The organism is Pseudomonas syringae group sp. 26L6, assembly GCF_032587815.1.
In the GTDB taxonomy this organism is placed as follows: Bacteria; Pseudomonadota; Gammaproteobacteria; order Pseudomonadales; family Pseudomonadaceae; genus Aquipseudomonas; species Aquipseudomonas amygdali.
Genome location: NZ_JAWHPJ010000053.1, coordinates 1 through 13854, shown reverse-complemented (window position 1 = coordinate 13854; position 13854 = coordinate 1). Strand labels below are relative to the sequence as shown.

General features: G+C 58.3%; 11 protein-coding genes and 2 pseudogenes. 9 read left to right on the top strand and 4 right to left on the bottom strand.

The features are described from left to right. Positions 1–4: 4 nt before the first annotated feature. Entirely contained in the window at positions 5–1129 is a 1125-nt protein-coding gene (gene gcvT / locus RYA97_RS20345; RefSeq protein ID WP_005741042.1) for a glycine cleavage system aminomethyltransferase GcvT, read from the top strand. 413 nt (positions 1130–1542) lie between these two features. After that, positions 1543–1755, top strand: coding sequence for a cold-shock protein (locus RYA97_RS20340; RefSeq protein ID WP_002552288.1), 213 nt, complete (start codon positions 1543–1545; stop codon positions 1753–1755). A gap of 144 nt (positions 1756–1899) precedes the next feature. Here RYA97_RS20340 and lptG read toward each other — a convergent pair whose 3' ends face one another. Beyond that, the gene (lptG, locus tag RYA97_RS20335; protein WP_002552287.1) at positions 1900–2961 is read right to left on the bottom strand and encodes an LPS export ABC transporter permease LptG; all 1062 of its coding nucleotides are present in this window, start codon (positions 2959–2961) and stop codon (positions 1900–1902) included. Beyond that, the gene (gene lptF, locus RYA97_RS20330) at positions 2948–4075 is read right to left on the bottom strand and encodes an LPS export ABC transporter permease LptF (RefSeq protein WP_002552286.1); all 1128 of its coding nucleotides are present in this window, start codon (positions 4073–4075) and stop codon (positions 2948–2950) included. Before lptF ends, lptG begins: the two co-directional genes overlap by 14 nt. Positions 4076–4394: 319 nt before the next feature. Here lptF and RYA97_RS20325 point away from each other — a divergent pair, with 319 nt between their 5' ends. From RYA97_RS20325 to RYA97_RS20315, 3 genes are read left to right on the top strand one after another with little or no spacing between them, the layout of a single operon-like run. After that, positions 4395–5885, top strand: coding sequence for a leucyl aminopeptidase (locus tag RYA97_RS20325; RefSeq protein WP_002552285.1), 1491 nt, complete (start codon positions 4395–4397; stop codon positions 5883–5885). Positions 5886–5941: 56 nt separating this feature from the next. Further along, complete coding sequence (locus RYA97_RS20320) at positions 5942–6370, top strand: DNA polymerase III subunit chi (protein WP_005741043.1); 429 nt, start codon at positions 5942–5944, stop codon at positions 6368–6370. A gap of 7 nt (positions 6371–6377) precedes the next feature. Further along, the gene (locus RYA97_RS20315) at positions 6378–6821 is read left to right on the top strand and encodes a hypothetical protein (protein WP_005741044.1); all 444 of its coding nucleotides are present in this window, start codon (positions 6378–6380) and stop codon (positions 6819–6821) included. A gap of 43 nt (positions 6822–6864) precedes the next feature. Here RYA97_RS20315 and RYA97_RS20310 read toward each other — a convergent pair whose 3' ends face one another. Next, complete coding sequence (locus tag RYA97_RS20310) at positions 6865–7959, bottom strand: RHS repeat-associated core domain-containing protein (protein WP_316893008.1); 1095 nt, start codon at positions 7957–7959, stop codon at positions 6865–6867. A gap of 168 nt (positions 7960–8127) precedes the next feature. On the opposite strand from RYA97_RS20310, the pseudogene RYA97_RS26635 reads away from it, so the two are divergent. Continuing rightward, positions 8128–8211, top strand: a pseudogene (locus tag RYA97_RS26635) (hypothetical protein); the annotation flags it as partial. A 19-nt stretch (positions 8212–8230) separates the two neighbouring features. After that, positions 8231–8415, top strand: a pseudogene (locus RYA97_RS20305) (DNA polymerase III subunit chi); the annotation flags it as partial. Positions 8416–8459: 44 nt separating this feature from the next. On the opposite strand, the gene RYA97_RS20300 reads toward RYA97_RS20305, so the two are convergent. Next, on the bottom strand, positions 8460–9542 hold the full coding sequence (locus RYA97_RS20300) for an RHS repeat-associated core domain-containing protein (RefSeq protein ID WP_117139516.1): 1083 nt from the start codon (positions 9540–9542) through the stop codon (positions 8460–8462). Positions 9543–9710: 168 nt separating this feature from the next. Here RYA97_RS20300 and RYA97_RS20295 point away from each other — a divergent pair, with 168 nt between their 5' ends. Beyond that, on the top strand, positions 9711–12557 hold the full coding sequence (locus RYA97_RS20295; RefSeq protein ID WP_117139515.1) for a valine--tRNA ligase: 2847 nt from the start codon (positions 9711–9713) through the stop codon (positions 12555–12557). Positions 12558–12643: 86 nt separating this feature from the next. Further along, the gene (rlmF, locus tag RYA97_RS20290) at positions 12644–13630 is read left to right on the top strand and encodes a 23S rRNA (adenine(1618)-N(6))-methyltransferase RlmF (protein WP_117139514.1); all 987 of its coding nucleotides are present in this window, start codon (positions 12644–12646) and stop codon (positions 13628–13630) included. The last annotated feature ends 224 nt before the right edge of the window (positions 13631–13854 follow it).

Below are 13854 nucleotides of genomic sequence, written 5' to 3'. Positions count from 1 at the left end.
GAACATGTCCACAGAAACCCTGCTGACCACTCCTCTGCACGCCCTTCACCGCGAACTCGGCGCGAAGATGGTGCCCTTCGCCGGTTACGACATGCCCGTGCAATACCCGGCTGGCGTAATGAAAGAACATTTGCACACTCGCGCGCAGGCCGGCCTGTTCGATGTCTCGCACATGGGCCAGATTCGTCTTACCGGTACAGATGCTGCCAAGGCCCTTGAGGCCCTGGTGCCAGTGGACATCATTGACCTGCCAGTCGGCATGCAACGCTATGCGATGTTCACCAACGATGCTGGCGGCATTCTCGATGACCTGATGGTTGCCAATCTCGGCAGTGATCAACTGATGCTGGTGGTCAACGCGGCCTGCAAGAATCAGGACCTGGCGCACTTGCGCAAGCACCTGGCGGGGCATTGCACTATCGAACCGTTGTTCGAAGAGCGCGCCCTGCTCGCCCTGCAAGGTCCGGCCGCTGTCACGGTGCTGGCGCGCCTTGCGCCGGAAGTGGCGAAGATGACCTTCATGCAGTTCGCCAGCGTCAAGCTGCTGGGCGTTCAATGCTATGTCAGCCGCTCGGGCTATACCGGCGAAGACGGCTATGAAATTTCAGTACCGGCCGAACAGGCTGAAGCCCTGGCGCGCCGCCTGCTGGAAGAACCGGAAGTTGCCCCGATCGGTTTGGGCGCACGTGATTCGCTGCGACTGGAAGCAGGTCTGTGCCTGTACGGTCATGACATGGACACCGACACATCCCCCGTAGAGGCCAGCCTGTTATGGGCTATTTCCAAAGTACGGCGCGCCGACGGTGCGCGTGCAGGCGGCTTCCCGGGAGCAGAGCAGGTCTTTGCCCAGCAACAGAACGGTGTCGCCAAAAAACGTGTCGGCCTGCTTCCCGAAGAGCGTACGCCAGTGCGTGAGGGCACAGAAATCGTCGATGAACAGGGCACTGTCATCGGCACTGTCTGCAGCGGCGGTTTTGGCCCGAGCCTGGCTGGCCCGCTGGCCATGGGTTATTTGAACAACGCTTACACCGCGCTGGATACACAGGTCTGGGCAATGGTGCGCGGCAAGAAAGTGCCCATGCGTGTTGCAAAAATGCCTTTCGTTGCACAACGTTACTTTCGCGGCTAAACAACGGCGTCAAAAAAACAGCAACACTTCGCTGTTGCGCAGGTGCTGTTACACACTACTGTTTCGGCCGTGTTTCATCCGAGTGAACAGTCTGTTGTATATGCCAAAAACGCACCTATAAAGTGCAAAATGTTATGACAGACCAGACACCGTGCACAGCAGGCAAACACGCCGGGCATAAGGCTCTCCCCCCCCGGAAACAGGGTACAAGGCAGGGGGGTTGTATTTGTAACGAGAGTTGGCGTAGAGTTTCCGGACTGTGTTTGCATGGGTCGCCGAATCTGGACCTGGGCAGTAGCTCTAGGTTTGCTACAACCCGTTCTACGTTTCTTACTTCCTGCAACCAGCCCCAGTGCTCTTTCGTGTGAAAGAGGCTGTAACCAATTCAAGTCAAGCGTCAAGGAAATAAGAAAATGGCTGATCGTCAGAGCGGTACCGTCAAGTGGTTCAACGATGAAAAAGGTTTTGGTTTTATCACTCCTGAGAGCGGGCCGGATCTGTTCGTACACTTCCGCGCCATTCAGGGTAACGGCTTCAAAAGCCTGAAAGAAGGCCAGAAAGTTACCTTCGTTGCCGTGCAGGGCCAAAAAGGCATGCAGGCTGACGAAGTTCAAGCCGAAGCCTGATACGACACACTCTCGTACGTACAGAAAGCCTCTGACAGCAATGTCAGAGGCTTTTTTATATGTGCGATTCCGCTCGACAAGTACATGAGTACGCCCATGAAAAAGCCGACTCAATGTCGGCTTTTTCACTGCGGCTACATGACGCTATCCGGCGCGGCGCAGCAGATACACACCGGCCAGCGCACAGGCTGCAGCAGGCATCAGCACGGCCAGCAACGGCGGGAAACCGAACAGCAGGCTGGAAGGACCGAGCAGGTCCTGAATGATGCGGAAGGTAAAGCCGACCACCACCCCCGTGAACACGCGCTGCCCCAGCGTAACCGAACGCAGCGGGCCGAAGATGAACGAGATTGCCATCAGCACCAGCGCTACTGTCACAGCCGGTTGCAATACCTTGGTCCAGAACGCCAGCCAGTAGCGGCCATTGCTCAAGCCCTGATCAGCCAGATAATGCGCGTAGTTCCAGAGACCGCTGATCGAAAGCGACTCGGGCGGCATGATCACTGTGCTCAGCAATTGCGGGCTCAACGCTACATCCCAGCGCTCGACCGGCGTATTGATGACCTCGGTACGGCCGTCATTGAAATGCGTGGTACTGACGTCCTTCAACTCCCAGTAATCGGTCTTGAAATTGGCCTCTTTGGCAAAGCTGGACGTCAGCATGTGGCGTTGATCGTCGAAACGGTAACGTGTCACGCCAAGCATCAGACCATTGGGCTGGACGGTGTTGATGTGGATGAATTCGTCACCCTGACGGTGCCAAAGACCATGCCTGGCGCTCTGCGCATCACCCGAGCCCTGAGCCAGCGAGCGAGCGGCCTGAGCCTGGTTCTCGGCGTAGGGAGCCACGTACTCGCCGACCAGTACACCAGCAACCATCAATAGCAGCATCGGCTTCATGACCGCCCAGACGATGCGCCCGATGGACACACCTGCTGCACGCATGATGGTCAGTTCGCTGCTGCTGGCCAGCGTACCCAGACCAATTAGGCAACCGATCAGGGCAGCCATTGGCAGCGTGTCGTAGACACGCCGCGGCGCGGTCAGCATGACGTAGCTGAGGGCATCCGCCAGTGTGTAGGTGTCACTGATATCACCCATCTCGTCGATGAACGCGAACAATGAAACCAGCCCCAGAATGATTCCCAGAACCGCAAGAATCGCCAGCAATACGCTTTTACCGATGTATCGATCAAGCTTGACCACGAGTCACCTCCGTGACGCTGCGACGACTCGCCATCTTCAGACGCAGAGGCTCCCAATAGAACAACAGCAGGCCAATGGACAGGTAGATGCCATGCACCCACCACATGCCAAGGCTGAGCGGCAGCTTGCCCTTCTCCAGCGAACTGCGCACCGAGATCAGAATGGCCAGATAAGACATGTACAGAAGGATCGCCGGCAAAAGTTTCAGGTAACGGCCCTGACGCGGATTGACGCGCGACAACGGAATAGCCATCAACGTGACGATGAACACCGACAGCGGCAGCGAAATACGCCATTGCAGCTCGGCGACGGAGCGCGGTGCCGGGTTGCCGATCAGTTCGCTGGTCGGAATGGCCTCACGGTCGGTGATTTCTTCACTGATTTCCGGCTTGGGCAGCATCGCCCCGTAGGTGTCGTACTTGATCACACGGTAATCAGCCGCACCAGGATTGCCATCGTAGCGATAGCCGTTTTCGAGGATCAGGAAGCGACTGCCATTGGGCCTTACCTCCTGATGGCCCTTCTCTGCCACCAGCACGGTAATACCGTTGTCCTTGCTCTTGTCGCCGGACATGCGTTTTTCAGAGATGAACACACCAGCCAGTTGCGAGCGGTCTTCCGACAGTTCCTTGGTGTAAGTGATACGTGTACCGTCACGCAGCGCCTGAAAACGGCCCGGCACCAGCGTGTCGAACTCGGTCATGGCGTCCTGCTTGTTGATCAGCAGCGAAAACTGGGTAGCGCCCTGTGGAGCCAGACTGAAACTCAGCCAGGCGACCAACAGCCCGACCAGCGTGGCAGGCCCCATGGTGATGGCAAGCAGCCGCTGCTGACTCATGCCGGTGGCGGCCAGCACGGTCATTTCACTTTCCAGGTACAGGCGCCCGTAAGCCATGAGAATGCCGAGGAACAGGCCCAGCGGCAGAATTACCTGCAGAAAGCCTGGCAGGCGGAAACCCATGATCAGGAACAGCACGCCCGGATCGAGCGCACCGGACGCGGCCTGCGCCAGGTACTTGATGAAGCGTCCGCTCATGATGAACACCAGCAGCACGGCGCTGACCGCGCTCAAGGTAAGCAGCACTTCTCGGGACAGATAACGGAAGACAATCAAACCAGACACTCCAGAGTTGTCAGGCTCAGGCAGCCAAACAGGGAAAAATTGTGAGCCACGGCAACCAGAGATTCACGCCGGCAAAAGGCGTGGGCATCAAAAAATATGCGGCATTATCCTGTGATTGTGTGTTTCTGTCACTGCGCACCGGGGATAGTTCGCACATACACGCAAAGCAGGCGGCTCTACGGGGTTGTCAGCAGTCGTGCAGCGGGGTCAAACTGCAAGGCTTACCGCGGGCATCCTCCTTGAAAACACTCAGGCCATCCCGCGTACATCATTCATATTGCGACTCTCATCGTCTACTCGGGGACCCCACATGGAATTGGTTGTTAAAAGCGTAAGCCCAGAAACCTTGAAAACCGCAACGCTGGTGGTCACCGTCGGCGAAAGCCGTGTACTGGTTGGTGCTGCCCAGGCTGTCGATATCCTCAGCGGCGGAGCCATCTCCCTCATTCTCAAACGCGGTGATCTGGCGGGCAAGGTCGGTCAGAGCCTGCTGCTGCACAACCTGCCCAACATCAAGGCAGAGCGCGTTCTGCTGATCGGTACCGGCAAGGAAGGTGAACTGTCGGACCGCCAGCTGAAAAAAATCGTCGGCGCAACACTGACCTGCCTCAAAGGCCTGGGCGGCAGCGACGCTGCGATTGCGCTCGATGACCTGTCAGTGAAAAACCGCGACACCTACGGCACGGCTCGCCTGCTGGTCGAGGCCCTGGCGGATGGCGAATACGTCTTCGACCGCTTCAAGACCCAGAAAGCCGAAGTTCGCGCCCTGAAAAAAATCACCCTGCTGACCGACAAGGTACGCATAGCTGACATCGAGCGTGCTTCCACTCACGCCAAGGCTATCGCCACCGGCATGGCACTGACCCGCGACCTGGGCAATCTGCCACCTAACATCTGCCACCCGACCTACCTGGGCGAAGAAGCCAAGGCGCTGGGCAAGGCACACAAGAATCTGAAAGTGGAAGTTCACGACGAGAAGAAACTGGCCGAACTGGGCATGGGCTCTTTCCTCGCGGTGGCTCAGGGCAGCGCCCAGCCACCTCGCCTGATCGTCATGAACTATCAGGGTGCCAAAAAAGGTGATCAGCCCTTCGTGCTGGTCGGTAAAGGCATCACGTTCGACACCGGCGGCATCAGCATCAAGCCTGCCTCGGGCATGGACGAGATGAAGTTCGACATGTGCGGCGCTGCCAGCGTATTCGGTACCCTGCGCGCTGTGTTGGAACTGAAACTGCCGATCAATCTGGTGTGTATTCTGGCCTGCGCCGAAAACATGCCGAGCGGCACCGCGACACGTCCCGGCGACATCGTCACTACCATGAGTGGCCAGACGGTCGAAATTCTCAACACCGACGCTGAAGGCCGTCTGGTGCTGTGCGATGCACTGACCTACGCCGAACGCTTCAAGCCACAGGCAGTCATCGACATCGCCACTCTGACCGGCGCGTGCGTGGTTGCGCTGGGCGGCCACACTTCCGGCCTGCTGGGCAACAACGACGCGCTGATCAATCAGTTGCTCGATGCGGGCAAACAGGCGGATGACCGTGCCTGGCAGTTGCCGTTGTTCGATGAGTACCAGGAGCAGCTCGACAGCCCGTTCGCCGACATCGCCAATATCGGTGGACCGAAAGGCGGCACCATCACGGCGGCCTGCTTCCTGTCGCGCTTCACCAAGGCCTATGACTGGGCTCACCTGGACATCGCTGGCACTGCGTGGCTGAGCGGCGGCAAGGAAAAAGGTGCCACCGGACGTCCGGTTCCGCTGCTGACCCAATACCTGCTCGACCGCGCCGGCGTATAAGAAGACACCTGGCGTGTCGGCCTCACGGTCGATACGCCACTGGTTCTGGAACCTGTATGACCCAAGTCGATTTTTACATCCTGCCCAGCGCCGATCCTGCCGCGCGCCTGGACTTTGCCTGCAAACTCACGGAAAAAGCCTGGCGTTTGGGCCACAAGGTCTATCTGCATTGCAGCGATGCAGCGCAGCGTGAAGACCTTGATGCCCGGCTTTGGCGCTTCAGGGGCGAAGTGTTTCTGCCCCACGGCAACGCCGAGAGCGACTCCGATGCCCCCGTAGTGCTGGGTCTGGGTGACGACTCGGGCGCTCACGAGGACCTGTTGGTCAACCTCGACCTGAGCATTCCGGCCTTCTTCAAACGCTTCGCCCGCGTGGCGGAAGTGGTTGTCGAAGACCCGGCCATACGTCTTGCCGCACGCGAGAGTTTCCGTTCATACCGTGAACAGGGCTATCCTCCGCAAGATCACCGACTGCAGCGCCTTTGAGGACACGATGGATACTTCAAAAAAAGCTGAATCCGCGCATTTGCTGAACGATCTGGAATCGATCCGCCAATTGCTCGGCGATGACCCCGCACACTCCCCGCTGCCGAACGACCCGGCTCGTCCGGAAGGCCAGATTCCTCTGTTATTCGATGTGGTCGGCGCTCGCCCCGACGCGACTTATCAACAGGACTTCGACGAAGACGACATCCCGACGCTGACGCCTGATGTGCAAGCCGCACCTGTCGAGCAGCTTCAGACCGTTCAACAGCCTGCCCAGCCTCAAGCACTGCCGAACCCGGATGCCCTGCTGCATCTGGACAACGAATTGCGTGCCGCCGCGCAGTTGATCCTGCAGGACGTGATCGCCGACTTCGCCCCGCACATCGAGGCTGAAATCAAGCGTCGGCTGGAAGCGAGGCTGGAGCGGTTATTGGCGCAGCAGCAGAAGTGAACGTGTGATCAGGAGTCCGGAGTACACAGGCATACAGACGCTGTCAGGGAGAATTCAATAGGGAGCGGATCTTTGCTACTTGCTGCTCCATTTCCCCCTTGAGATTAAGTTGGGTATACCAGGCTCTCATGAGCGTCTTGCGTCTAGCCTCATCCCTTTTTATATTTAGCAGTGTTTCGGGAGACCCTTCGTGCTCGTTGAGCTTAATAGCCAATGCCTTCTTGAAATCGTCGTAACCGGTATTGGGTTTACCCGTGAATTTGTCAGAGAATGATTGCTCTGCACGCCAGGCCTCCTTGATTCGATCGCTCGTTTTTTGACTGGCGTTCGCCGTGACTTTTTCAAACTGTACTTTGAAGTCTGCACTCTTGAATACACTCGGCAGAAAACCCGGTTCGTTTTCTATAGCGCTGCGAAGGTCCGACAGTACGTCTGGGTTACTGGCGTCTACAAAACGCTTATTTAACTGCGAGGCTATCAGCCCGGCTCCTCTCTCATTCAACGTATTAGACGCTCCACTCACTGCGGCCATATTTTTGAAAGACAGGTGCCTGAATATTCTGTCAAGCGCCAGGTCTGGTAACTTGTCGAGAAAGAGTATGTGGACCCCGACGTGTCCACCAGAATCACTTCTATTAACCGGGTCCCCCTGACAATACACATATGCATTCAAGCCTCCCCGCCCAAATGGACTTAACGAGTCTGGCCGGTTGAAACGCATCAGCACCGGGTTGAACGCGCGGTAGCCGTTACCCAGCAGGTAATGCCCGGTCACAGGGTCCGCGCGCTCGCCGTTGAAGCCGGAAAAGGGGCCGCCCGGCAAGCGATGTCCGTAAGGGCTATAAGCAAGCGGCTGCCGTTCCTCTGAACTCAGGGCATGCAGCACGCTGATTTGCCTGTCGGTGCCCAGCAGATCGGTCCGAGTGATGGAGCCGTCCGTTTCATACTCAGCCAACAAGCGATCATCGCCGTGAAATACACGACGGCGCGTTTCACCCTGTATCTCGACCGTCAAACGGTTCTTTTGATAGAACCGCGACACCGCCTCCTGCACCTCGGGATCGACGACGGCAACACGATCCAGCGCGTCATAGCGATATCGGCACAGTACGCGCCTGCTTCCCGAAGTCTTGTCCATGGCCGCATCCGTCCTGTGATCAATGCTTGAACACCGGATCATGCCCCTCTCCCCCCTCGCCGCCTACTGACAGATCTGCCAGTTGTGGCCCGGCGCTTATGGCTTGTCGCTGGCCGTCAGGTCTATACTTACCGGTTTCCGAATCAATGCCACAGGTTCCCGCCGCGCATGGACAAGACTTACCAGCCGTACGCCATAGAAACTTTCTGGTATCAGACCTGGGAGTCCGAAAATTATTTCGCTCCGCAGGGCGTAGCAGACAGCTCCGCCGCAAGCGCAGCCCAACCCTGATGCACTGCTTCATCTGAACAGCGAACTGCGCGCAGCCGCGCAATTGATCATGCAGGACGTGGTCGACGACTTCGCTCCACATACTTCGCCCCACATATAGAAAACGAGATCAAGTGTCGACTGAAGGCAAGGCTGGGGCGGTTATTGGCGCAGCAGAAGAAGTGAAGCGCGCGGTTTGGAAACTGGCTCACATGCGTGTGGATACGTTATTAGCGAGGATTGAATGTGGAGCGGATATAAGCTATACGCCGGCGCGTGTCTGCTTCACGATTGATAAGTGCATTCCAGTCCTTGTGCAACTTCCTGTGCGTTTCCATGTGCTCAGTGATTCTTGTCAGGCTTTCTGACTGATAGCGCTGGGCACGCTCTAGCGCGCGCGTAGCCTGCAACTCACTGCTTCCACTCACGCCAGCCACGTGATCAAGAATCGCTTGTGTTTGACGATCAACGCTATTTATCTCTCTACTGAATCCTTTCTCGATGCTCGTCGCTACATGCTCGAACTGCGCGCTGTAGAAAGCGTCATGCCTTAGCGCCCTGGTCGTACTTAAATGCCCTTCAATTGTCGACAGTGCGCTGGGATCGTTTATATCAACCCAAACCTTGTCTAATGTTTTTGATACCATCCTGCCTGTTTGAGGGGTCGTTGCACTCAACGCCGCCGCGTCTCCTAGAGAAACGCGCCCGAGTATATTCTTAAGGGCATTCTCAGGCAGCTCTTCAAAAACAAAACGCCTGGCCGCGCTGGCGAGCGCCGCCACGGGAATATGCTCATCAGGATCACTCCTGTTAACCGGATCGCCCTGGCAGTAGGCATACGCATTCAAGCCTCCCCGTCCAAATGGACTCAGGGTGTCCGGGCTATTGAATCGCATCAGCACCGGGTTGAACGAGCGGTAGCCGTTACCCAGCAGGTAATGCCTGGTCACAGGGTCCGCGCGCTCGCCGTTGAAGCCGGAAAAGGGGCCGCCCGGCAAGCGATGTCCGTAAGGGCTATAGCCCAGCGGCTGGTGCCCCTCCGAACTCAAAGCATGCAATACACTGCTTTGCAGGTCGGTGGCCAGAAGGTCCGTCCGGGCGACAGAGCCTTCAGTCTCATACTCCGCTAACAAAAGGTTTTCACCGTGAAATACACGGCGACGCGTTGCGCCCTGTATCTCGACCGTCAAACGGTTCTTTTGATAAAAACGCGACACTTCACCCTGTGCTCCGGGATCGACGAAGGCAATACGATCCAGCGCGTCATAGCGATATCGGCACAGTACGCGCCTGCTTTCCGAAGTCTTGTCCATGGCCGCATCCGTCCTGTGATCAATGCTTGAACACCGGATCATGCCCCTTGGTCCACTCGCCGCCAACTGGCAGATCTGCCAGTTGTGGCCCGGCGCTTATGGCTTGTCGCTGGCCGTCAGGTCTATACTTACCGGTTTCCGAATCAATGCCACAGGTTCCCGCCGCGCATGGACAAGACTTACCAGCCGCACGCCATCGAAACTTCCTGGTATCAGACCTGGGAGTCCGAAAATTATTTCGCTCCGCAAGGCGTGGGTGACTCGTACACCATCATGATCCCGCCGCCGAACGTTACCGGCAGCCTGCACATGGGCCACGGTTTCAATAACGCGATCATGGACGCCCTGATCCGTTTCCGTCGCATGCAGGGTCGCAACACGCTGTGGCAACCGGGCACCGACCACGCCGGTATCGCCACGCAGATGCTGGTGGAGCGTCGTCTTGAAGCGCAAGGCGTGAGCCGTCATGAGCTGGGCCGCGAGAAGTTTCTGGACAAGATCTGGGAATGGAAAGCCGAGTCCGGCGGCAACATCAGCCGTCAGATCCGCCGTCTGGGCTCGTCCGTCGACTGGAGCCGCGAGCGCTTCACCATGGACGACGGCCTGTCCGACGCCGTGAAGGAAGCCTTCGTGCGCCTGCATGAAGACGGCCTCATTTACCGTGGCAAACGCCTGGTCAACTGGGACACCAAGCTGCACACCGCGATTTCCGACCTTGAAGTGGAGAACCACGACGAGAAAGGCCATCTGTGGAAACTGCGCTATCCGCTGGCCGACGGTGCAAAAACCGCCGAAGGTCTGGATTACCTGATCGTTGCCACCACTCGCCCGGAAACCATGCTCGGTGACGCCGCCGTTGCGGTGAACCCACAGGACGAGCGCTACAAGGCATTGATCGGCAAGTTCGTCGAACTGCCGCTGGTAGGCCGCCGCATCCCGATCATCGCGGACGACTACTGCGACCCTGAATTCGGCACCGGCTGCGTGAAAATCACCCCGGCGCATGACTTCAACGACTATGAAGTCGGCAAACGCCACAACCTGCCGCTGCTGAACATCTTCGACAAGAATGCCAACGTTCTCGCTGCTGCTCAGGTTTTCAACCTTGATGGCACGCTGAACGAAAGCGTCGACGGCAGCCTGCCTGCGGCCTACGCCGGTCTCGACCGCTTTGAAGCGCGCAAGCAGATCGTTGCTGCGTTTGATGCCGCCGGCCTGCTGGTCAGCGTCGATGATCACGCCCTGAAGGTGCCGAAAGGCGACCGTTCCGGCACCATCATCGAGCCGTGGCTGACCGATCAGTGGTATGTCTCCACCAAACCGCTGGCCGAGCCTGCGATTGCCGCTGTGGAAGACGGCCGTATCGCGTTCGTGCCCAAGCAATACGAAAACATGTATTTCTCGTGGATGCGCGACATCCAGGACTGGTGCATCAGCCGTCAGCTCTGGTGGGGCCATCGCATTCCGGCCTGGTACGACGAGTCCGGCAAGGTTTACGTCGGCCGCGACGAAGCCGAAGTTCGCGCCAAGAACAACCTTGGCCCGGAAATCGCGCTGCAGCAGGACAACGACGTACTCGACACCTGGTTCAGCTCGGGCCTGTGGACATTCTCCACGCTCGGCTGGCCGGAAAAGACCAAGGCACTGGAAACCTTCCACTCCACCGACGTGCTGGTCACCGGTTTCGACATCATTTTCTTCTGGGTCGCCCGGATGATCATGCTCACCATGCACTTGGTGAAGAACGAGGACGGCACGCCGCAGGTCCCGTTCAAGACTGTTTACGTGCACGGTCTGGTGCGTGACGGCCAAGGCCAGAAGATGTCAAAGTCCAAGGGCAACGTGCTTGACCCGCTGGACATCGTCGACGGTATCGACCTCGAAACGCTGGTAGAGAAACGCACCAGTGGGCTGATGCAGCCGCAGCTGGCGAAGAAGATCGAGAAGCAGACCCGCCAGGAGTTCGCCGACGGCATCGCCAGCTACGGCACCGACGCCCTGCGCTTTACCTTCTGCTCGCTGGCGTCCACCGGTCGCGACATCAAGTTCGACATGGGCCGCGTCGAAGGCTATCGCAACTTCTGCAACAAGATCTGGAACGCTGCGCGTTACGTGCTGGACAAAGGCGAAGACTGCGGCCAGAACGGCGAAGCGGTCGAACTGTCGCTGGCTGATCGCTGGATCATCTCGCAATTGCAGCGCACGGAAGCCGAAGTGACCCGCCAACTGGATCAGTTCCGCTTCGACCTCGCTGCCCAAGCATTGTACGAGTTCATCTGGAACCAGTATTGCGACTGGTATCTGGAGCTGTCCAAGCCTGTGCTGTGGGACGAAACCGCACCGGTCGAACGTCAGCGTGGCACACGCCGTACACTGGTACGCGTGCTCGAAGTCGCGCTGCGCCTTGCGCACCCGTTCATGCCGTTCATCACCGAAGAAATCTGGCAGCGCCTTGCGCCGCTGGCGGGCGCAGAAGGCAAGACCATCATGCTGCAGCCGTGGCCAGTGGCCAACGAAGCACGCATTGACCAGGCTGCCGAAGACGACATCGAATGGCTCAAGGGCCTGATGCTTGCCGTGCGCAACATCCGTGGCGAAATGAACATCGGCCCGGGCAAGCCGCTGCAACTGTTCCTCAAGAATGTGAGTGCCGAGGATCAGCGTCGTTTGAGCGAAAACGATTACCTGCTCAAGAAGCTGGCCAAGCTGGAATCGATGACCGTATTGACCGAGGGTGCAGAAGCGCCACTGTCGGCCACCGCGCTGGTGGGTGACATGGAAGTGCTGGTGCCGATGGCCGGACTGATCGACAAAGGGGCCGAACTGGCGCGTCTGGACAAGGAAATCCAGCGTCTGCAAGGCGAAGTGCAACGCGTCGGCGGCAAGCTGTCCAACGCCGCCTTCGTCGACAAGGCACCGCCTGAAGTCATCGCCAAAGAGCGCGCCAAGCTGACCGAAGCCGAACAGGCACTGGGCAAGCTGGCCGAGCAACACGCCCGCATCGCCAGCCTGTAAGGTGGCCAGAAAAGCCAGCCCGATTATGGGCTGGCTTTTTGTTATCTGAATTTCTGTACTCGACATCACGGCTGACCATCGAACCCATGACCGATACCCGCAAACCACCGCGCAAAAAACCTCAGCGGCCAGCCAAACCTGCTGCGCCGCGTGAAAAGGCCACCTTGCACCCGCGCAATCGTCATCAGGGTCATTACGACTTTGCGAAGCTGATCAAATCCAGCCCCGAGCTGGCAGCGTTCGTGATCCTCAATCCGTATGGCAAGCAAAGCATCGACTTTGCCAAACCACAGGCGGTGCGGGTGTTCAATCGCGCGCTGCTCAAAGCGTTCTATGGCATTGCCCATTGGGACATTCCGGCCGATTACCTGTGCCCGCCCATTCCAGGGCGTGCGGACTACCTGCACTTCCTCGCCGACTTGCTGGCCGAGGACAATGAAGGCGTGATCCCACGCGGCGCATCCATCAAGGCGCTGGATATCGGTACCGGAGCCAATTGCATCTACCCGCTGCTGGGGCATAGCGACTATGGCTGGCAGTTCGTTGGGTCGGACATCGACAGCACGGCCATCGCGGCGGCTACCACGATCATCAAAGCCAATGGCCTCAGCAAGGCCATCAGCGTGCGCCAGCAGGACAATCGCAAGCAGATCCTGGTCGGGTTACTCGACAGCAGCGAACGCTTCCACGTGAGCCTCTGCAACCCTCCTTTCCATGCCTCGCTGGATGAGGCGCAGCGTGGCAGCCAACGAAAATGGCGCGCACTGGGCAAGGCTGATCCCAAGCGCAAGCTGCCGGTTCTCAACTTCGGTGGGCAATCTCAGGAGCTGTGGTGCGAAGGCGGCGAGATCGGCTTCGTGACCCAGTTGATCCAGGAAAGCGCCACATTGCCAAGCCAGGTGGTGTGGTTCAGCACCCTGGTGTCCAAGTCATCCAACCTGCCACCGATCCAGAGCGCCCTGAAAAAAGCCGGCGCGCTTGAGGTGAAAGTGATCGAGATGGGCCAGGGCCAGAAACAAAGCCGCTTCGTGGCCTGGACATTCCTCGACAAGGCACAGCGCACACCCCACTGATAGGGCTATCGTGCCGCATCGACTATCGTGCGGCGCCACGTCGGCAGGCCTTAATCTCGATTATCGTGCGACGCTCCGCTTCGGCAGGCCTTAATCTCGATTATCGTGCGACGCTCCGCGTCGCATGCCGTTCTGGACGCTCTGCGTCCTCTCTTGAGTATGCAGTGCAGCACAGATCTGTGACGCGGAGCGTCACGCAAGGCATTCCCACGCTGGAGCGTGAG